The 19,143-nt window shown below is 71.0% G+C and carries 20 protein-coding genes; 18 read left to right on the forward strand and 2 right to left on the reverse strand.

What is annotated here, in order from left to right; translation table 11 throughout:
- The first annotated feature begins 34 nt into the window (after nucleotides 1-34).
- The 5 genes from ACILRH_RS07405 to ACILRH_RS07425 all read left to right on the forward strand — a co-directional run bounded on the left by ACILRH_RS07405 (nucleotide 35) and on the right by ACILRH_RS07425 (nucleotide 5,860).
- Nucleotides 35-1,186: a M50 family metallopeptidase gene (locus tag ACILRH_RS07405; RefSeq protein WP_395691991.1), complete on the forward strand. Its 1,152-nt coding sequence runs from the start codon at nucleotides 35-37 to the stop codon at nucleotides 1,184-1,186.
- Nucleotides 1,187-1,219: 33 nt separating this feature from the next.
- Nucleotides 1,220-2,170, forward strand: a complete 951-nt coding sequence (locus ACILRH_RS07410) for a tRNA (adenine-N1)-methyltransferase (protein WP_395691992.1) — start codon at nucleotides 1,220-1,222, stop codon at nucleotides 2,168-2,170.
- A gap of 201 nt (nucleotides 2,171-2,371) precedes the next feature.
- Nucleotides 2,372-4,123 carry a proteasome ATPase gene (gene arc / locus ACILRH_RS07415; protein WP_395691993.1) on the forward strand — a complete coding sequence of 584 codons (1,752 nt, stop codon included), beginning with the start codon at nucleotides 2,372-2,374 and terminating at the stop codon, nucleotides 4,121-4,123.
- Between the two features lie 172 nt (nucleotides 4,124-4,295).
- Nucleotides 4,296-4,988, forward strand: coding sequence for a hypothetical protein (locus ACILRH_RS07420; protein ID WP_395691995.1), 693 nt, complete (start codon nucleotides 4,296-4,298; stop codon nucleotides 4,986-4,988).
- Between the two features lie 140 nt (nucleotides 4,989-5,128).
- Nucleotides 5,129-5,860: a hypothetical protein gene (locus ACILRH_RS07425; protein ID WP_395691997.1), complete on the forward strand. Its 732-nt coding sequence runs from the start codon at nucleotides 5,129-5,131 to the stop codon at nucleotides 5,858-5,860.
- 31 nt (nucleotides 5,861-5,891) lie between these two features.
- Here ACILRH_RS07425 and ACILRH_RS07430 read toward each other — a convergent pair whose 3' ends face one another.
- Together ACILRH_RS07430 and ACILRH_RS07435 are read right to left on the reverse strand one after the other, a co-directional pair.
- The gene (locus ACILRH_RS07430) at nucleotides 5,892-6,365 is read right to left on the reverse strand and encodes an aminoacyl-tRNA deacylase (RefSeq protein WP_395691998.1); all 474 of its coding nucleotides are present in this window, start codon (nucleotides 6,363-6,365) and stop codon (nucleotides 5,892-5,894) included.
- Nucleotides 6,362-6,979 (reverse strand): class I SAM-dependent methyltransferase, encoded by a 618-nt coding sequence (locus ACILRH_RS07435; RefSeq protein ID WP_395691999.1) that lies wholly within the window; start codon nucleotides 6,977-6,979, stop codon nucleotides 6,362-6,364. The genes ACILRH_RS07430 and ACILRH_RS07435 overlap by 4 nt, the downstream gene beginning before the upstream one ends.
- Nucleotides 6,980-7,035: 56 nt before the next feature.
- Between ACILRH_RS07435 and dop the strand changes: the two genes are divergently transcribed.
- The 13 genes from dop (at nucleotide 7,036) to ACILRH_RS07500 (ending at nucleotide 19,133) form a co-directional block, all read left to right on the forward strand.
- Nucleotides 7,036-8,544, forward strand: coding sequence for a depupylase/deamidase Dop (gene dop / locus ACILRH_RS07440; RefSeq protein WP_395692000.1), 1,509 nt, complete (start codon nucleotides 7,036-7,038; stop codon nucleotides 8,542-8,544).
- Between the two features lie 155 nt (nucleotides 8,545-8,699).
- Entirely contained in the window at nucleotides 8,700-8,897 is a 198-nt protein-coding gene (locus ACILRH_RS07445; protein ID WP_395692002.1) for a ubiquitin-like protein Pup, read from the forward strand.
- Entirely contained in the window at nucleotides 8,894-9,742 is an 849-nt protein-coding gene (gene prcB, locus ACILRH_RS07450) for a proteasome subunit beta (protein ID WP_395692004.1), read from the forward strand. Before ACILRH_RS07445 ends, prcB begins: the two co-directional genes overlap by 4 nt.
- On the forward strand, nucleotides 9,739-10,521 hold the full coding sequence (gene prcA, locus ACILRH_RS07455) for a proteasome subunit alpha (protein WP_395692005.1): 783 nt from the start codon (nucleotides 9,739-9,741) through the stop codon (nucleotides 10,519-10,521). Before prcB ends, prcA begins: the two co-directional genes overlap by 4 nt.
- 195 nt (nucleotides 10,522-10,716) lie before the next feature.
- Nucleotides 10,717-11,673: a hypothetical protein gene (locus ACILRH_RS07460; RefSeq protein ID WP_395692007.1), complete on the forward strand. Its 957-nt coding sequence runs from the start codon at nucleotides 10,717-10,719 to the stop codon at nucleotides 11,671-11,673.
- A gap of 371 nt (nucleotides 11,674-12,044) precedes the next feature.
- A complete protein-coding gene (gene pafA / locus ACILRH_RS07465) occupies nucleotides 12,045-13,406 on the forward strand; it encodes a Pup--protein ligase (protein ID WP_395692009.1) in 1,362 nt (453 codons plus the stop codon).
- 191 nt (nucleotides 13,407-13,597) lie between these two features.
- Complete coding sequence (locus ACILRH_RS07470) at nucleotides 13,598-14,542, forward strand: FKBP-type peptidyl-prolyl cis-trans isomerase (RefSeq protein WP_395692011.1); 945 nt, start codon at nucleotides 13,598-13,600, stop codon at nucleotides 14,540-14,542.
- A gap of 52 nt (nucleotides 14,543-14,594) precedes the next feature.
- Nucleotides 14,595-15,566, forward strand: coding sequence for a helix-turn-helix transcriptional regulator (locus ACILRH_RS07475; RefSeq protein WP_395692013.1), 972 nt, complete (start codon nucleotides 14,595-14,597; stop codon nucleotides 15,564-15,566).
- Nucleotides 15,563-16,573 (forward strand): helix-turn-helix transcriptional regulator, encoded by a 1,011-nt coding sequence (locus ACILRH_RS07480; RefSeq protein ID WP_395692015.1) that lies wholly within the window; start codon nucleotides 15,563-15,565, stop codon nucleotides 16,571-16,573. The genes ACILRH_RS07475 and ACILRH_RS07480 overlap by 4 nt, the downstream gene beginning before the upstream one ends.
- Before the next feature lie 59 nt (nucleotides 16,574-16,632).
- Nucleotides 16,633-16,956 (forward strand): Sec-independent protein translocase subunit TatA, encoded by a 324-nt coding sequence (gene tatA, locus ACILRH_RS07485; protein WP_395692017.1) that lies wholly within the window; start codon nucleotides 16,633-16,635, stop codon nucleotides 16,954-16,956.
- Between the two features lie 25 nt (nucleotides 16,957-16,981).
- Complete coding sequence (gene tatC, locus ACILRH_RS07490; RefSeq protein ID WP_395692018.1) at nucleotides 16,982-17,824, forward strand: twin-arginine translocase subunit TatC; 843 nt, start codon at nucleotides 16,982-16,984, stop codon at nucleotides 17,822-17,824.
- Between the two features lie 25 nt (nucleotides 17,825-17,849).
- Complete coding sequence (locus ACILRH_RS07495) at nucleotides 17,850-18,248, forward strand: hypothetical protein (RefSeq protein ID WP_395692020.1); 399 nt, start codon at nucleotides 17,850-17,852, stop codon at nucleotides 18,246-18,248.
- A 9-nt stretch (nucleotides 18,249-18,257) separates the two neighbouring features.
- Nucleotides 18,258-19,133 (forward strand): diacylglycerol kinase, encoded by an 876-nt coding sequence (locus ACILRH_RS07500; RefSeq protein ID WP_395692022.1) that lies wholly within the window; start codon nucleotides 18,258-18,260, stop codon nucleotides 19,131-19,133.
- Nucleotides 19,134-19,143 lie beyond the last annotated feature (10 nt).

A 19,143-nucleotide genomic window follows, 5' to 3' on the forward strand; every position in this document is an offset into this window, starting at 1 on the left:
TCCGCCGCCACGGCCGGTCGGCTAGCCTCGTGGCGTGGCCGACACCCAGCCCCGCCCGTCGCGGCCACCCTCCCGTCCGCCCGGCACCTTCAAGATCGGCACGATCGCGGGCAGCGACGTGCTGGTCTCCTCGTCGTGGTTCCTCATCGCTGGGCTGATCGCGATCATGGTCGCGCCGGTGGCCGAGATCGCCCAGCCGGGGCTGGGCCCGTGGAAGTACGTCGCCGGCCTGGCGTTCGCGGTGATCCTCTACCTGTCGGTGCTCCTGCACGAGGCGTCGCACGCGATCGTCGCGCGGCGTCTCGGGTTCCCGGTCAGCTCGATCACGCTGCACTTCCTCGGCGGCATGACCGCCATCGAGGGGGAGTCGCGCACGCCGCGCCAGGAGTTCCTCATCGCCGTGGTCGGACCACTGACGTCGCTCGCGGTCGGCGCGGTCGCGTTCGTGCTGCGGCCGGTCACGCCCGACGGCCTGCTCGGGATGGCCGTCGGGGGACTCGCCGGCGCCAACCTGCTGGTCGGCTTCCTCAACCTGGTCCCGGGCCTGCCGCTCGACGGCGGTCGGGTCCTGAAGTCGCTGGTCTGGCGGCTCACCGGTGACGTCCACCGCGCGACGATCGTGGCCGGCTGGGGTGGACGCCTCGCGGCGGTCGCCGTGCTCCTCTGGCCGCTGATCCAGGAGGCGCTGCTCGGCACCAGGCCCGAGATCGTCGACTTCGTGCTGGCGGCCGTCGTGGCGGCGTTCTTGTTGTCGGGCTCGACGGCAGCGATGTCCGCAGCACGGATCCGGCGCCGGCTCCCGCACCTCGTGGCGCGCGAGCTCGCCCGCCGTACCCTCGCCGTGCCGGGCGACCTGCCGCTGGCCGAGGCGGTACGACGGGCCCGCGACGCCGAGGCGGGCGGGATCCTGACCGTCACCTCCTCCGGCGTGCCCGTCGGGATCGTGAGCGAGGCCGCCCTGGAGGCCACGCCCGAGGACCGCCGTCCGTGGGTCGCGACCTCCACCGTCGCCCGGACCCTCGACCCGGGGCTGCAGCTGCCGGCCGACCTGAGCGGGGAGGACCTGGTCACGGCGATCACCCGCACCCCTGCCCCGGAGTACCTGCTGGTGGAGCCCGACGGTGTCGTGGTCGGCGTCCTGTCGACCGCCGACGTCGACCGCGCGTTCCGCCAGGCCGCGCGGTGATGCCCACCTTCCGATGCCCTAGGCTCTGCCGCCGTGCCCGACCCTGACCACGCCAGTCCCGACGTCCCGCCCGAGGCCTGGTCGGGTGTCCACCGCGGACCGCTCCGTCCCGGCGAGTGGGTGCGGCTGGTCGACAGCAAGGGCCGTCGCCACAACATCTGCCTCGAGCCGGGCAAGCGCTTCTTCTCCAACCGAGGGCACTTCGACCACGACGAGCTCATCGGTCGGGAGGAGGGCTTCACCGTCACCTCGTCGGCCGGCGGCGAGTACCTGGTGTTCCGGCCGCTGCTCTCGGAGTTCGTGGTCTCGATGCCCCGCGGAGCCGCCGTCGTCTACCCCAAGGACGCCGCACAGATCGTCGCGCTCGCCGACATCTTCCCCGGCGCGCACGTGGTCGAGGCCGGCGTGGGCTCCGGGGCGTTGACGTGCTCACTGCTGCGCGCGGTGGGTCCGTTCGGCCGGGTGTCGTCGTACGAGCGCCGGGAGGAGTTCGCGGAGGTCGCCCGGCGCAACGTCGACCAGTTCTTTGGGGCCCCCGACGGCCAGAGTCACCCGGCCTGGCGGCTCACCCTCGGTGACCTGGCCGAGGCGCTGCCCGCCTCCGGGGAGCGGGCGGACCGGGTGATCCTCGACATGCTCGCGCCCTGGGACTGCCTGGACGCGACGGCCGACGCGCTGCGGCCTGGTGGGATCGTGTGCGCCTACGTCGCCACGACGACCCAGCTCTCGCGGTTCGTCGAGACCGTGCGGGTGCACGGCGGCTTCACCGAGCCCCAGGCCTGGGAGTCCCTGGTGCGCGACTGGCACGTGGAGGGCCTGGCCGTGCGACCCGGGCACAAGATGATCGGCCACACCGCATTCCTGGTGACGGCCCGCCGGATGGCACCGGGGGAGCGAGCGCCGCTGAAGAAGCGGCGCCCGGCGCCCGGCGCCTACGGCCCCGACTACGCCGGGCCACGGCCGCCGGGGGTCCCCGCCGACTGACGGCGGGGCCGGTCGCGCCCGGACCTGGCGCCCCGACAGGACCGGGATTGGTCACCAACCGCAGGTTTTCGGGCCGATCATCTGCGGTTGGTGACCAATCGACGTACCTGAGCGCCGCCAAATCGTGACCGACACCCTGAGATCAGGCCTTCCGTCCCCGACGCTCGCGGGTAGGGTCGACGACACGAGGAGGTGGCGCGGATGTCGACATCAGAAGGCAGTCCCATGGGTGGCCGCAGCCCGGAGGAGCTCGAGGACCAGGTCCGGTTCCTGGAGTCGGAGGTGACCGACCTGCGTCGTCGGCTGGCCGACGGACCGGGGAGCTCCCGCACGCTCGAGCTGCGTCTCGCCGACGCACAGCGCAGCCTGGCCGGCCTGACCTCGCAGAACGAGCGGCTGGCCCAGACGCTGCGCGAGGCCCGCGACCAGATCATGAAGCTCAAGGAGGAGGTCGACCGGCTGGCCCAGCCCCCGGCCGGGTTCGGGACCTTCCTCCACCGCAACGAGGACGACTCGATCGACGTGTTCACCGGGGGCCGCAAGCTCCGGGTCAACGTCAGTCCGAGCGTCGACCTCGACGCGCTGCGCCGTGGCCAGGAGGTCATGCTCAACGAGGCGCTCAACGTCGTCGCGGCCCTCGAGTTCGAGCAGGTCGGCGAGGTCGTGATGTTCAAGGAGCTGCTGGCCGACGGCGACCGGGCCCTGGTCATCGCGAACGCCGACGAGGAGCGGGTCGTGCGCATCGCCGACCCGCTGCGCGACGAGACGATCCGCGCCGGTGACTCCCTGCTGCTGGACTCCCGCGCCGGCTACGTCTACGAGAAGGTCCCGAAGTCCGAGGTCGAGGAGCTGGTCCTCGAGGAGGTCCCGGACATCGCCTACGAGTCCATCGGTGGACTGGGCGCTCAGATCGAGGCCATCCGCGACGCTGTGGAGCTGCCCTACCTCCACCCCGAGCTGTTCCAGGAGCACCAGCTCAAGCCGCCCAAGGGCGTGCTGCTGTACGGCCCGCCGGGGTGCGGCAAGACCCTGATCGCCAAGGCCGTGGCCAACAGCCTGGCCAAGAAGGTCGCCGCCAAGACCGGGCAGGAGGGCAAGTCCTACTTCCTGAACATCAAGGGACCAGAGCTGCTCAACAAGTACGTCGGCGAGACCGAGCGGCACATCCGCCTGGTCTTCCAGCGTGCCCGCGAGAAGGCGAGCGGCGGTACGCCGGTCATCGTGTTCTTCGACGAGATGGACTCGCTCTTCCGCACGCGCGGGTCGGGGGTGTCCTCCGACGTCGAGAACACCATCGTGCCCCAGCTGCTCAGCGAGATCGACGGTGTCGAGCTGCTGGAGAACGTGCTGGTGATCGGTGCCTCGAACCGCGAGGACATGATCGACCCCGCGATCCTGCGACCGGGCCGGCTGGACGTGAAGATCAAGATCGAGCGGCCCGACGCGGAGTCTGCGCGCGACATCTTCAGCAAGTACCTGCTCACCAGCCTCCCGCTGCACGCCGACGACCTCGCCGAGTTCGGGGGCGACCGCGACGCCTGCGTCGCGGGGATGATCCGGGCGACCGTCGAGCGCATGTACACCGAGACCGAGGAGAACCGGTTCCTCGAGGTGACCTACGCCAACGGCGACAAGGAGGTCCTGTACTTCAAGGACTTCAACTCCGGCGCGATGATCCAGAACATCGTCGACCGCGCGAAGAAGATGGCGATCAAGGACTTCCTCGAGCACGACCAGCACGGGCTGCGGGTCTCGCACCTGCTCCAGGCCTGCGTGGACGAGTTCAAGGAGAACGAGGACCTCCCCAACACCACCAACCCCGACGACTGGGCCCGCATCTCCGGCAAGAAGGGGGAGCGCATCGTGTTCATCCGCACCCTCATCACCGGCAAGCAGGGCACCGAGCCGGGCCGCTCGATCGACACGGTGTCCAACACGGGGCAGTACCTCTAGGACGCTCCGCTGCACCTTCGGGCCGTGGTCACGGCGTACGACGCGACCACGGCCCGCTCGGTCGCGCCATGACCCGAACGGGTGGTCGCGGATGGCGCGGCCTGGTCAGGCAGCGGGCTAGGGACTGCCGTGCAATGGAGGGCATCCAACATCTCGGACTCGGGAGGTCCCCATGCAGAACCCCACCCCCACCAGGACCCGCAGCACCGTGCGCACCGCCGCTCTCGTCGCGGTCGCGGCGCTCGGCCTCGCTACCGCGGCGAACACCGCGTCGTACGCCGCCGGCGGCCCCAGCGTCGGCCTCGGACGGGCCAACCACAGCGCGCACACCACGTCCATATCCTCGACGCACGGGCCGGCCCTGTCGCTGCGCAGCCGGCCGAGCAGCCCCTCGCTCGCCGTGTCGAGCACCAAGCAGGTCGCCCGCCTGAACGCCTCGATGGTGGGTGGCAAGACGGCCGCCGCTCTCGAGCCGACCACCAAGGTCTACTCCCTGGGGACCACCGGGGGCGCCCTGCCCAACTACACCACCGACCAGCTCACGGTGGCGCCGGGCCTCTACCGGGTCGGCGTCACGGTCATCAACTCCGGAGGTGGGACCTACAACTGCTACGCCTTCCCGTTCGAGGAGGTGTTCGCCGGCAACTACGCCAACCTCATCGGCGGCCAGTCGACCTTCATCATGTCGTTCCAGGGGGTCGTCAAGATGTCCGCGGGCCAGCACCTGGCAGTCGGCTGCGAGGGCAGCGGGACACTCCAGGCCCCGGCCCGCGTGACCGTGCAGAAGCTCTCCGCTGCATCGACCACCACGTTCCCGACCCGCTCGGCACCCAAGGCCGGACGTCACCTGCACATCGGGCAGTGACCCCGGGTCCGCTACCCGAACAGGTAGCACGGGCATAGCCCGGTCGGGCCATGCCGATTGGTTCGAAGGAGTCAGGCGTCAGCCTGGGGAAACCACGTGGAGTAGGGGCGTCCCGTCCCTCTCGGACCACGGAGGTCCTCATGCCCCGCACCCGCTCCCTCCGCTCCACCCTCACGGTGCTCGCCGCTGCCGCGCTCATCGCGACGGCGGCGAACACCGTGTCGTACGCCGCAGGCGGACCCAGTGTCCTGCTCGGCAAGTCCAACACCGCCTCGAAGACCACCACGATCACCGCGAAGAACGGACCGGCCGTCTCCTTGAGGAGCAAGCCCTCGGTCCCGTCGCTCGCCGTCTCGAGCAAGCGCCTGGTGCCGCGGCTGAACGCCGACATGCTCGACGGAGCGCACCTCGCCCAGATCTCGCCGACGACCTACCGCCAGACGCTGAACCTCCCCGTCGGCTCGGCTTCCGTGCCGGACGGCACGATGGCGTACCGCGCGACGACCCGACTCCCGGCCGGCACCTACCGGGTGCGGATGACCGGCATCATGGAGCCGGGCGCCGGAGCGAACTACACGTGCCTGGCCGTCGACTACACCAAGCTCGTGGTCTCCGACCTCACCGCCTACTTCACGGTCGCGAGCGTCTCCGACACAAGCGACCGGATCGACCTGACGCAGGACAACCTGGTGCGGATCGTCGGTGGCCACAAGATCGTCTTCGGCTGCGCGTTCAACGGAGGCGCGACCACGGTTGCCGTTCCCCCGACGTTCACCTTCCAGAAGGCGACGGCCACCCGGCCCGTCCCCGGAGCTGCCGTCTTCAACCCGCCGCCCCGCGCCGGCCACCGGCTGTCGGGCGGGCTCGACTGACGCGAGACACCGCAACCCCGCTCGACGATGCTCAGGTGGCCGGCACGGTGACGTCGGCCACCTGGGCATCGAGGGCCGCGACCAGCGCGGTCGCGTCGACGGTCAGACCGACACCGGGGGCGCCACCGCCGATGCTGACAATGCCGGCGACCGACGAGTCCACGACGACCGGCAGGGCAGTCGCGCTCCCGAGCGGCGTGATCGTGCCGCGCACGTAGCCGGTGACCTCGTACGCCGACTCGGCCGTCGCCAAGGAGAGCCTGTTGACCCCGAGCAGTGCGCGCAGGCGCGGCCAGGCGATCTCGCGGTCGCCCGGCACCAGGACGAAGCGGTGGTCGTCCGCGGCCACCCGCACGACCATCGTCTTGAGCAGCTGGTGCGGCTCGATGCCCCGCGCGGCGGCGGCCTCCGCGAGCGACCCGACCGGACCGTGCCGGGTCACCGTGACGGTCAGGCCCAGCGTGGCGGCCGCCGCGACCGCTCGGTCGACCCCGTCGGCACTCATCCGGCCCGGCCGCGCGAGACCCAGGTCCACGGCCGGCCGGCACCCGGTCCGGGGAGGTAGGCCGACTCCAGCTCGAGGACGTCGAAGCCGGCCGCCCGGACGAGGGTGGGCACGTCGCGGCTGAGCTCGCACCCGCCGGCGACGAGGCGCTGGAGTGGATCGAGGCGACGCTGCCACCGGCCGACGCCGGGGTCGGGGGAGAGCCCGTGCTCGAGGAAGTGCAACGCCCCGCCCGGTCGCAGCACCCGCCGGACCTCCCCGAGCGCCCGAGTGGCGTCGGGGATGGTGCAGAGCGTGAACGTCGACAGCACCGCGTCGTACGTCTGGTCCTGCGCAGCCAGCCGCTGACCGTCCAGGCCGACCCGCTCGACCGGCACCGTCGCGGCCGCACGGCGTGCCTCCGACATCTCCCACCCGACGTCGGAGGGCTCGACGGCGTCCACCTGGTCGACCTCGGGCGGGTAGAGGCCGGCGTTCAGCCCGCTGCCGAAGCCGATCTCGAGCACCCGGCCACCCAGGCCGGCGACGGCGCCCCTGCGCAGCCGCATCACCGGTCGGGTCGACAGGGAGCGGTCCGCGAGCCGTGGCACGACGCGGTCGGTCCAGATGCCCATGGGACCGAGGGTAGGACAGGCGCGGCCGGCGTACCTGCAACGCGTAGGCTCGGACCATGAGCGTGCGCCGGGTCATGGGGACGGAGGTCGAGTACGGCATCGCGGTCCAGGGGCAGCCGCTGGCCAACCCGATGGTCGCCTCCTCCCAGGTCGTGAACGCCTACGCCTCCGCCACCGTCAAGGCACGCCGCGCGCGGTGGGACTTCGAGGAGGAGTCCCCGTTGCGCGACGCACGTGGCTTCGACATGTCCCGGCAGGTCGCCGACCCCAGCCAGCTGACCGACGAGGACCTGGGCCTGGCCAACGTCATCCTGACCAACGGCGCTCGGCTGTACGTCGACCACGCGCACCCCGAGTACTCCACCCCCGAGGTGACGACCCCGCTGGACATCGTGCGCTGGGACAAGGCGGGGGAGCAGGTCATGCTCGACGCCTCCCGCCGCGCCGGCCAGCTCCCGGGCGGGGCGCCGATCGTGCTCTACAAGAACAACACCGACAACAAGGGCGCCTCCTACGGTGCCCATGAGAACTACCTGATGCGGCGGTCGACACCGTTCGGCGACATCGTGCGCCACCTGACGCCGTTCTTCGTCAGCCGCCAGGTCGTGTGTGGGGCCGGCCGGGTCGGCAAGGGGCAGGACGGGCGTGAGCATGGCTTCCAGCTGAGCCAGCGAGCCGACTTCTTCGAGGTCGAGGTGGGCCTCGAGACGACGCTCAAGCGCCCGATCATCAACACCCGCGACGAGCCGCACGCCGACCCGGAGAAGTACCGCCGGCTGCACGTGATCATCGGCGACGCCAACCTGGCCGAGGTGTCGACGTACCTCAAGGTCGGCACGACCGCGCTGGTGCTGGCGATGATCGAGGACCGCTTCATCACCGTCGACCTGACCGTCGACGGCCCGGTGTCGGGGCTGCGGGCCATCTCCCACGACCCGACCCTGCGGCAGACGGTGACGCTGACCGACGGGCGCCGGCTGACCGGGGTGCAGCTCCAGCTGGAGTACCTCGACCTCGCCCGGAAGTACGTCGAGGACCGCTATGGCGCCGACGCCGACCAGCAGACCGTCGACGTGCTGCAGCGCTGGGAGTCGGTCCTCGACCGGCTCGAGCGCGACCCGATGCTGTGCGCGGCCGAGCTGGACTGGGTGGCGAAGCTGAGGCTGCTCGAGCAGTACCGGCAGCGCGACGGACTCGCCTGGGACGACGCCAAGCTGCAGCTCATCGACTACCAGTACTCCGACATCCGGCCCGAGAAGGGTCTCTACCACCGGCTCGTGGCCGGCGGCCGCATCGAGCGCCTCCTCGACGACGTCGCCGTGGAGTCCGCGATGCACGACCCGCCCGAGGACACCCGGGCCTACTTCCGCGGGCGGTGCCTGGAGAAGTACGCCGACCACGTGGCGGCCGCCTCCTGGGACTCGGTCATCTTCGACCTCCCCGGGCGCGAGTCCCTCCAGCGCGTCCCCACGATCGACCCCCTGCGCGGCAGCAAGGCCCACGTCGGCGACCTGCTCGACCGCAGCGCCACCGCCGAGGCGCTGTTCACCGCCCTCACCTCCTGAGGCGCGGACCGACCGGTCGACGCGCGGCACTCGGGGTGCGAGAGGTGCGTGGATTGGTCACCAACCGCACGTCTTGGCGGCCGCGGCATACGGTTGGTGACCAATCCACGTCCATGCGACCCCTGCGTGTCGACCCGAGTGGATAGGGTCTCGGTATGGCACAGGAGCAGAAGCAACCGCGGAAGTCCTCGGACTCCGACGAGGCCGTCCAGTCGGCCCCGGAGAGCGACGTCGCCGAGCGCAAGGAGTCCCTGGACGCCGACGTCGACGACATCCTCGACGAGATCGACGACGTGCTCGAGACGAACGCCGAGGACTTCGTGAAGTCGTTCATCCAGAAGGGCGGCCAGTGACAGACCCCCGACTCCCGGCTGCGTTCCTGCGACCGGGCACCTCGTCGTTCAGCGACTTCCTCGCCGAGCAGGCACCGGAGCTACTGCCGGCCCGCCGCGCCATGCCCCAGGGGCACGCGGGCGACCTCGCGCCGCACGGCACCACGATCGTGGCTGCCACCTTCCCCGGCGGCGTCGTGATGGCCGGCGACCGACGCGCCACGATGGGCAACATCATCGCCCAGCGCGACATCGAGAAGGTCTTCCCGGCCGATGAGTTCTCCGCGGTCGGGATAGCCGGCTCAGCCGGAATCGCGGTAGAGATGGTGCGCCTGTTCCAGACCGAGCTCGAGCACTACGAGAAGATCGAGGGCACCACCCTCTCGATGGACGGCAAGGCCAACCGACTCGCCGCCCTAATCCGCTCGAATCTGGCCATGGCGATGCAGGGGCTGGCCGTCGTACCGCTCTTCGCCGGGTACGACCTGGTGGCCGAGCAGGGAAGGATCTTCAGCTATGACGTGACAGGTGGTCGCTACGAGGAGACCGCCTTCCACTCGGTCGGCTCGGGCTCGATGTTCGCCCGCGGAGCGCTGAAGAAGCTCTACCGCGAGGACCTCGACGAGACCGGCTGCGTCACGGCCGTCGTGCAGGCCCTGTACGACGCCGCCGACGACGACTCTGCGACCGGTGGTCCCGACCTGACCCGACGCATCTTCCCGGTCGTGCAGGTCATCACCGCGGACGGTGGGCGACGCCTCGCCGACACGGAGGTCGCGGCGATCGCCGACGAGGTGATCGCCGGTCGGATGTCGCGCCCCGACGGCCCGTCCGCCCCGCTGACCTCCGGAGGTGACGTGCGATGAGCATGCCGTTCTACGTCTCGCCCGAGCAGCTGATGAAGGACCGCGCCGACTTCGCCCGCAAGGGCATCGGTCGAGGCCGCTCGGTGGTCGCGGTCCAGTACGCCGACGGCGTGCTGTTCGCCTCGGAGAACCCCTCCCAGGCGCTGCACAAGGTCTCGGAGATCTACGACCGGATCGCCTTTGCCGCGGTCGGGCGCTACAACGAGTTCGAGAACCTCCGGATCGCCGGGGTGCGCCTCGCCGACATGCGCGGCTACGCCTACGACCGGCGCGACGTCACCGGCCGCGGGCTGGCGAACGCCTACGCGCAGACGCTCGGCACGATCTTCTCCTCCGGTGGAGAGAAGCCCTACGAGGTCGAGCTGTTCGTCGCGGAGATCGGTGACGTCGCCGAGGACGACCAGCTCTACCGCCTCACCTACGACGGCCAGGTCGCCGACGAGCACGGGTACGCCGTGATGGGCGGTGCGGCCGACGTCGTCGCCACGTACCTCGCCGAGCGGTACCAGCCCGGGCAGCCCCTTGCCGAGTCGCTTCGGCTCGCGGTCGCCGCGCTCGGCCATGCCGAGAGCGAGGACCGGGTCATCCCCGCAGAGGACCTCGAGGTGGCGGTGCTGGATCGGTCGCGCAGCCAGCCACGCAAGTTCGCCCGGATCCGCGGGTCACGCCTCGAGCAGCTGCTCGGGGCGCGCGGCCCGGCCACTCCGGCCGAGCACGCGGAGCACGCCGAGTACCCCGGCCCGGACGCCGACGAACCGCCGGTCGCTCCACCGGGCTGACCCTCCCTCCGCCTCGTGGCCATGCAGGCCACCGGTCCGTGAGGTACCGGGATTGGTCACCAACCGCGCATTCTGGGCTCATTCTCGCGGGTTTGGTGACCAATCCCCGTCCACAACCGCCCGCGCGGCAGGTGTCATCCACAGCAGCGTGCACAGTCGGGTGCGCTGCGGGGCCGTCGCGGGGACCGTGGGTCCATGGATGACGTCCCTTTTCGCGGCGAGATCAGGTTGGCCGGTCACCGACGCGTCAGTCACGGCCTGGGGCTGGTGCGTCGCGACGGGCTCAGCGAGTGGGAGGAGTTCCTCCGAGAGCTTGAAGCCTGGCGGCTGGTGCTGCCGTCCGCGGCGGTCTTCACCCACCTCACGGGGGCGCGGCTGCTCGGCTGGCAGCTGCCGCACCTCCCTGAGCAGGTGCCCGTCTTCGCCGCCGTCGACCTACAAGACCCGCGTCCGCGACGGCCGGGGCTGGTCTGTTCGCGATTGGTACGCGAGCGACGGCCGATCCATCGGTACGGGTTGCCGATCGACGCGCCGGAGGAGATCCTCCTGCGAGCAGCGCGGGACCTGGGTCTGCTCGACCTGGTCATCATGATCGACTCCGCACTTCGGCTGAACCATCTCGACCGCGAGCGGATGGAGCAGCTGCTGGCGAGTGGTCGGCCGGGGGTCCGGATGCTCCGGGAGGCGTGGAACCGCGCCACCGGCAAAGCGGACTCTGCCGGCGAGTCGGTCCTCCAGCAGTTCCACGTCGTGCTGGGTGTCCCGTTCGAGGCACAGGTCGATATCACCGATGACGAGGGGCGGCTCCTGGGCCGGGTCGACCTGTTCATCACCGGCACCACCTCCCTCCACGAGTACGACGGCGAGCACCACCGCGACAAGCGCCAGCACCGCACCGACCTCCGCCGGGAGCGTGGCATCGCCGGGACGTCGTACGTGCGACGCGGCTTCGTGCTCGACGACCTCCTCAACCATCCGGCCGCTGTGATGCACGAGATCGACCGAGCCCTGGGCCGGCCCCACCGGAGCAGCAGGCTGCGATCTTGGCGCCGACTGGTGGAGAACTCGATGTACTCCGAGAGTGGTCGTTCTCGCTTGGTGAACCGGTGGCGAAGACAGACCGGCCTCGCCGACTGGTCGAAGACCGGGTGAGGCGCGGCGGACCTAGGGCCCGACCCTGGCCCGCCGCGGTGGGCACGACCCCACCGGTGCGACCTGTCCGAGCCGCACCGGCGTGACCGACACCGCCGACGACCCCGGGACGATCCCCGGTCCGGCCTCTCCTACCGGCGCAGTCAGCCGGCGATGCGGCGCATCGGGATGCGGCACGACGGCAGCGACCAGCGACGGTCATCGCGGCAGACGCGACCCACGACACGGCTCGGTCGAGCTCGCCGATCCGCTACCCACCACGTCGCGGCCGAGGACGCCCTCGGCGAGGTCGCCGTCGGGTCCACGTCGAGGACGGTCGCGCTGCGCGCCACCTGACCCTGCGGCGACCGTGCGGCGACTACGCTGCATCCATGGACCGGCGGATCTTCGGGATCGAGAACGAGTACGGCGTCACGTGCACGTTCAAGGGCCAGCGCCGGCTCAGCCCCGACGAGGTGGCACGGTACCTGTTCCGCAAGGTCGTCAGCTGGGGACGCAGCAGCAACGTGTTCCTGCGCAACGGGGCCCGGCTCTACCTCGACGTCGGCAGCCACCCGGAGTACGCGACGCCGGAGTGCGACGACATCGTCGAGCTCGTGACCCACGACAAGGCGGGCGAGCGGGTCCTCGAGGGTCTCCTGCTCGACGCCGAACAGCGGCTGCACGACGAGGGCATCGCCGGCGAGATCTACCTGTTCAAGAACAACACCGACTCCGCGGGCAACTCCTACGGCTGCCACGAGAACTACCTGGTCAGCCGCGCGGGGGAGTTCTCCCGGCTGGCAGACGTGCTGATCCCGTTCCTGGTGACCCGGCAGATCATCGTGGGCGCGGGCAAGATCACTCAGACGCCTCGCGGGGCGTCGTACAGCGTCTCCCAGCGCGCCGAGCACATCTGGGAGGGCGTCAGCAGCGCGACCACCCGCTCGCGGCCGATCATCAACACCCGCGACGAGCCGCACGCCGACGCCGAGAAGTACCGGCGGCTGCACGTCATCGTCGGTGACAGCAACATGAGCGAGACGACCACCATGCTGAAGGTGGCCAGCTGCGACCTCGTGCTGCGGATGATCGAGGAGGGCGTGGTGATGCGCGACCTCACCATGGAGAACCCCATCCGAGCGATCCGTGAGATCTCGCACGACGTCACCGGCCGGCGCAAGATCCGACTCGCGAACGGGCGTGAGGCGAGTGCCCTCGACATCCAGCAGGAGTACCTCGCCAAGGCGCGCGACTTCGTGGACCGCCGGGAGATCAGCACCCCGGTCATCGAGCAGGCGCTCGATCTGTGGGAGCGGGGGCTCAAGGCGATCGAGTCCGACGACCTCGGGCTGGTCGACCGGGAGATCGACTGGGTGATCAAGTGGAAGCTCATCGAGCGCTACCGGGCCCGCCACGGCCTCCCGCTGGGACACCCTCGCATCGCCCAGCTCGACCTGGCCTACCACGACATCCACCGCGGCCGCGGGCTGTACTACCTACTGGAGAAGCGTGGCGCCGTTGCCCGAGTCACCAGTGACCTGCGGATCTTCGAGGCCAAGTCGGTGCCCCCGCAGACCACCCGCGCCCGGTTGCGTGGGGAGTTCATCCGGCGCGCACAGGAGCGCCGCCGGGACTTCACCGTCGACTGGGTGCATCTCAAGCTCAACGACCAGGCCCAACGAACCGTGCTGTGCAAGGACCCGTTCCGTGCCTACGACGAGCGTGTCCAGCGGCTGATCGACGGCATGTAGTCCGTTCGCCGGCCGGGCGCCGTGACCGCGATGAGGTCTGCGGTTGGTGACCAATCGTCGCCGGTTCCGGTCGAAAACCTGCGGTTGGTGACCAAACCCGGGGTCGAAGGACCCGCCGATCAGGGTTCCCTCAGGGGCGCCGGATAGGCTCGCCGACGCTCGACCGACCCCGACGAACAGGTGTGCTTCTCGTGTCCCGACGTCTCCGACGCCTTCCGATCCTGCTCCTCCCACTCGTGCTGGCGACGACGCTGGCGGCGTGCGGCAGCGACGGCGGCTCCTCGAGCGATGCCAGTGGTGACAGCGATGCCCTGCACGGCATCACGATCAGCGGCGACGTGGGCAAGGAGCCCCAGGTCGACTGGAACGGCAAGCTCGACGTCGACAAGACCGAGACGACCGTCGTCGACGAGGGTGACGGGGCCGAGGTCAAGAGTGGCGACCAGGTCCAGGCCTACCTGTGGATCGGCAACGGCTTCACCCAGAAGAAGGCCTACAGCGACTTCGACGGCGGGCAGCCCGAGGCGGTCACCGCCGACGACAACCTCGCGCCGGTCTTCAAGGACGCGGTCCTCGGTCAGAAGCTCGGCTCCCGGGTTGCGGTCACGACGACCGCCAAGGAGGCGTTCGGCGACGCCGGCAACACCCAGCTCGGCATCAGCAACACCGACACGGTGCTGATCATCGTCGACCTGATGGGGCCCTACGAGGCACCGAAGCCGAAGGAGGTCCCGGCCTCCCAGATGCCGACCATCGTCGAGAAGGGTGGCGAGCCGGTCAGCCTCGACTTCAAGGGGGTGCCGAAGCCGCAGGCCGACGGCGACCTGCAGCGCACGATCGTCAAGGAGGGCAGCGGCGAGACCGTGACCTCGGACATGACCCTCACGGTCAACTACCTCGGCCAGGTCTACGACGGCGCCAAGCCGTTCGACGAGAGCTACTCCAAGCAGCCGGCGACGTTCTCACTCCAGCAGGTCGTCAAGGGCTGGACCTACGGGCTGACCGGCGTCAAGGTCGGCAGCCGGGTGCTGCTCGCGATCCCGCCGGAGCTCGGCTACGGCTCGTCGGCCCAGCCGGGCATCCCGGCCAACAGCACCCTCTACTTCGTCGTCGACGTCCTCAAGGCCCAGAAGTAGGACCAGGCGCCGGACTAGGTACCCTGCGGGCTCGGGACCCACAGGAGGCGGGATGGCGGCGCGGAAGAGCGAGCGGCTCCTCAACCTGCTCATCATGCTGCTCGTGCAGCGGTACTACGTGCCCAAGGAGCGGATCCGCGAGATCCTCTACCCGGGCGCGAGCACCGAGGCGTTCGAGAAGATGTTCGAGCGCGACAAGGAGGAGCTGCGCAGCCTCGGCGTCCCCATCGAGGTCGGCAGCATGGACGCCTACTTCGACGACGAGCCGGGCTACCGGGTCCGGCCCGACGAGCTGGCCCTGCCCGACATCTCGCTGAGCGCCGACGAGGCCGCGGTGATCGGCCTGGCGACCCGGGTGTGGGAGCACGCCCGGCTCGCCGACGCCACCACGGAGGCGGTCCGCAAGCTGACGGCGCTCGGCGTGCCGACCGACGTCGGCGCCCTGGACATCGCGCAGCCCCGGCTGAGCGCCGACGAGCCGTCGTTCGACGTCTTCTGGGAGGCCGTGCAGGAGCGCACTCCGGTCGAGTTCGGCTACCGCCGGTCCGGCGCCACGACGACCACGACCCGGCATCTCCAGCCGTGGGGTGTGGTGCGCTACTCCGGGCGCTGGTACGTCGTGGGCTTCGACACCGACCGTGAGGAGGAGCGGGTGTTCCGGCTGTCCCGGGTCCAGGGCGAGGCGCGCAAGGCCGGCCGTCCGGGCTCGTTCGAGGTCCCGCCCGGCACGGACGTGCGGGCCACGACGCGCCGCCTGGCGCCGGCGCCGACGCCCACGCGCGTCGTCCTGCTGGTCCGCGAGGACACGGGCCTGGCGCTGCGCCGCGACGCGGTGTCGGTGGAGACCGGCGTGCCCGGACCCGACGACCGGACCGGGTGGGACCGCGTCGTGCTGGACCGGCCGGGGGAGGGGGCGGCCGACGAGGTCCTCGGCTACGCCGCCGACGTGTACGTCGAGGAGCCCCCCGCGCTGCGCGACGAGGTCGTGCGCCGGCTCACCGCCGTGACGGAGCTCTCCGCATGAGCACCCCGCAGCCCTCGGGGGCCTCGGGGGCCAAGGACCAGGTGGCGCGCCTGCTCACCCTGGTGCCCTACCTCCATGCCCGGGGCGGCGCGGACGGGCAGGTGCGTCTCGACGAGGCGGCCCGGGTCCTCGGGGTCACCCCGGAGCAGCTGCTCGGTGACCTCAAGGTGCTGCTGATGTGCGGCCTGCCCGGCGGCTACCCCGACGACCTGATCGACGTCGACCTCGACGCCCTCGAGGGGCCCGAGGCGGACGGGGTGATCCGGGTCTCCAACGCCGACTACCTCGCCCGCCCGCTGCGACTCACGCCCACCGAGGCGACGGCGATCATCGTCGCCCTCCGCGCCCTGCGGGCCGGTGCCGGAGCAGAGACCCGCGAGGTGGTCGACCGCGCGCTCGCCAAGCTCGAGGCCGCCGCCGCGGAGGGCTCGGCAGCGCCGCAGATCGACCCGGGGGAGGAGCCGGCCCGCCGGGTCGACACGACCCGGCTCGAACGGGAGCTCACCGAGGCCGCCGCGGCGCGACGCCAGGTGCGTCTCACCTACTTCGCCCCTTCGCGAGACCAGGTCTCCGAGCGGACGGTCGACCCGCGCGGGGTCGTCACCGCCCACGGGTTCCGCTACCTCGACGCCTGGTGCCACACCGCGCGTGCGCCTCGCCTCTTCCGGGTCGACCGCATCCAGTCCGCCGAGGTCCTCCAGCAGCCGATCACCACCGACCCCGAGCCACCGCGCGACCTCGCGGCCGGACTGTTCACCGCCGGGGCGACGACGCCGGTGACGTTGCACCTGGAGCCCGAGGCGCGCTGGATCGTCGAGTACTACCCGGTGGAGGCGGTCCGGCAACGGCCTCGCGGCGCGCTGGAGGTCGACCTGCTCATCGCCGACGAGCGCTGGCTGCAGCGGCTGCTGCTGCGCCTGGCGCCCCACGCACGTGTGGTGACCCCGCCCGGCGTCGAGGAGACCGTGGTGGCCCAGGCCAGTGCCGCCCTCGACCTCTACCGCTGACGCCCGCCGATCCCCGGGGCGTACCATGAACATCTCCGACCGCGTACGTGAGGAACACCATGCTCCCTCTCATCGGCAGCCTCGGCACCCCTGAGCTGCTCCTGATCTTCCTCGTCGTCATCCTGCTCTTCGGTGCGACGAAGCTCCCCGACCTCGCGCGCGGGAGCGGTCGGGCCCTGCGCATCTTCAAGGCCGAGACGAAGGGCCTGATGGACGACGACGACGACGCACCCGCGGAGTCGACCACGACCGCCCAGCAGCTGACCCCGGAGGAGACCGCACGGCAGCGCGAGCTGGAGTCGCGGCAGGCCGAGCTCGACCGTCGCCAGGCCGAGATCGACGCCGAGCGTGACCGCCTGAACCACCCCGACAGCGGCGTCTGACCCCCAGCGCCGCTCGCCGCCCACCGTGTCCGTCAGCGGAGTCTTCGACTACTTCTCCGGCCGCCCCCGGCACCCGGTCGGGCCCGACGGCAGGATGGCGCTCTCCGACCATGCCCGAGAGCTGCGCGCCCGGCTGCTGCGCTCGGCGTTCGCGCTCGTCCTCGCGTTCTGCCTGGCGCTGTTCTTCTACGACGACCTGCTCCGCCTGATCGAGGCGCCGTACAAGGAGGCGCTGCCCCGGCTGCAGCCCGGCACCAAGTCCGAGATCGTCCTGAACGGCGTCACGGCCGGCCTGATGCTCCAGCTGAAGCTCTGCGGAGTGGCCGCGATCGTGGTCGCGAGCCCGTACTGGCTCTACCAGATCTGGGCGTTCATCATGCCCGGCCTGCACCCGAGCGAGAAGAAGTGGACCCGCACCTTCGTCGCCATCGCCGGTCCGCTGTTCCTCCTCGGCGTCGCCACGGGGTACTACGTGCTGCCGACCGGGATCGCGGTGCTGCTGCAGTTCGCCCCGGACACCGCGACCACCCTGGTCGAGTTCACCCAGTACTTCTCCTTCATCACGCGGATGCTGCTCGTCTTCGGCATCGCGTTCGAGATCCCGCTGTTCGTCATCATGCTCAACCTCGCCGGCGTCGTGTCGGGGCGGGCGCTGGGCAAGTACCGACCCTGGATCATCCTGGGCGTGTTCGTGTTCGCCGCGGTGGCGACCCCGTCGACCGACCCGTTCTCGATGCTGATGCTAGGCATCCCGATGCTCGTGCTCTTCCTCGTGGCGGAGGTCATCGCGCGACTGGTCGACCGCTCCCGCGGCCGTGGCCGGGACAGCACCGCCCAGTGGGACGACGACGAGGTCTCGCCCCTGTGACGCGCGATCTCGGGAGGAGTGGCCGGTGAGGCGGGTCGACCCGTTCGACCTGCCCGACTGGCTCGGCGAGGAGGAGGTCACCTGGTCCGCCGATGCCGGCCTGCGGACCGGGCACGCCGTCCCCGGCCGGCTGTCCGGCAGCGGCCACCAGCCCGTGCCCTGCGACCTGCTCGCGGTCGACGTGGCGTACCCGCGCCCGGTGGCGGACCAGGACGTCCGTCACGACGCCCACCAGGCCTGGCGGCACGGCCAGGTCCTGCTCGTCCGACCGTCGGACCGGCTCACCCTCGCGGTCCCCGGCACCCGGTTCACCGCGGACCTGGCCCTGGACGCCCTGGCCCGGCTGGCCAAGGCGGTCGGCGCCTCGCCCGACCGCTACAGCGTCCTGCTCCGGATCGGCGCGGACGGGGCCAGGTTGCCCTAATCTCACGGCGTGACCCTGCGTGAGATCGCGATGCTGACCAACCCGACCGCCGGGAAGGGGCGAGGCGCGCGCTTCCGGGACGCCGCGACCGAGCGGCTGCGAGCAGCCGGTGTCGCGGTCCGCGCGCTGCAGGGCCGCGACGCCGACGAGGCGCTCGACCTGGCCCGGGAGGCCGTCTCGGCAGGCACCGAGGCGCTGGTCGTGGTCGGCGGCGACGGCATGGTCCACATCGGTGTGCAGGCCGTGGCGGGCACCGGCACCCCGCTGGGCCTGGTGGCCGCCGGCACCGGCAACGACGTGGCCCGCTACTTCGACCTGCCGCGCAAGGACCCGGTCGCGGCGGCCGAGCGCCTGCTGCCCGGCACCACCCGCACGGTCGACCTCGCCCGGAGCGGCACCCAGCACTTCGTGACGGTCCTGGCCGCCGGGTTCGACGCCATCGTCAACGAGCGCGCCAACAAGATGACCTGGCCCAAGGGGCAGATGCGCTACAACATCGCCACGCTCGCCGAGCTGCGCACCTTCGAGCCGATCCCGTACACGCTCGAGCTCGACGGCGTCACCCACACCCTGGAGGCGATGCTGGTCGCGGTCGGCAACGGCCCGTCCTTCGGCGGCGGCCTGCGGATCACCGAGGGCGCGGTCCTCGACGACGGGATGCTCGACGTGGTGATCATCAAGCCGATGTCCAAGCCCGGGCTGATCCGGACCTACCCGAAGCTGTTCAAGGGCACCCACACGACGCATCCGGCCTACGAGCACCACCTGGTCCGCAGCGTGACGGTGGCGGCGCCGGGCATCGTCTCCTACGCCGACGGCGAGCGGTTCGGGCCGCTGCCGCTGACCGTCGAGTGCGCCCCGGGAGCGTTGACGGTGCTCGCGTAGGTTGGAGGGC

Source organism: Nocardioides sp. (assembly GCF_044226765.1).
Classification (GTDB): Bacteria; Actinomycetota; Actinomycetes; order Propionibacteriales; family Nocardioidaceae; genus Nocardioides.

Coding starts and splice junctions, on each gene's coding strand:
- prcA (WP_395692005.1), top strand. CDS start 9,739: ATGAGCATGCCGTTCTACGTCTCGCCCGAGCAGCTGATGAAGGACCGC.
- ACILRH_RS07430 (WP_395691998.1), bottom strand. CDS start 6,365: ATGAGTGCCGACGGGGTCGACCGAGCGGTCGCGGCGGCCGCCACGCTG.
- ACILRH_RS07425 (WP_395691997.1), top strand. CDS start 5,129: ATGCCCCGCACCCGCTCCCTCCGCTCCACCCTCACGGTGCTCGCCGCT.
- pafA (WP_395692009.1), top strand. CDS start 12,045: ATGGACCGGCGGATCTTCGGGATCGAGAACGAGTACGGCGTCACGTGC.
- tatA (WP_395692017.1), top strand. CDS start 16,633: ATGCTCCCTCTCATCGGCAGCCTCGGCACCCCTGAGCTGCTCCTGATC.
- ACILRH_RS07480 (WP_395692015.1), top strand. CDS start 15,563: ATGAGCACCCCGCAGCCCTCGGGGGCCTCGGGGGCCAAGGACCAGGTG.
- ACILRH_RS07420 (WP_395691995.1), top strand. CDS start 4,296: ATGCAGAACCCCACCCCCACCAGGACCCGCAGCACCGTGCGCACCGCC.
- arc (WP_395691993.1), top strand. CDS start 2,372: ATGTCGACATCAGAAGGCAGTCCCATGGGTGGCCGCAGCCCGGAGGAG.
- dop (WP_395692000.1), top strand. CDS start 7,036: ATGAGCGTGCGCCGGGTCATGGGGACGGAGGTCGAGTACGGCATCGCG.
- ACILRH_RS07445 (WP_395692002.1), top strand. CDS start 8,700: ATGGCACAGGAGCAGAAGCAACCGCGGAAGTCCTCGGACTCCGACGAG.
- ACILRH_RS07460 (WP_395692007.1), top strand. CDS start 10,717: ATGGATGACGTCCCTTTTCGCGGCGAGATCAGGTTGGCCGGTCACCGA.
- ACILRH_RS07475 (WP_395692013.1), top strand. CDS start 14,595: ATGGCGGCGCGGAAGAGCGAGCGGCTCCTCAACCTGCTCATCATGCTG.
- ACILRH_RS07435 (WP_395691999.1), bottom strand. CDS start 6,979: ATGGGCATCTGGACCGACCGCGTCGTGCCACGGCTCGCGGACCGCTCC.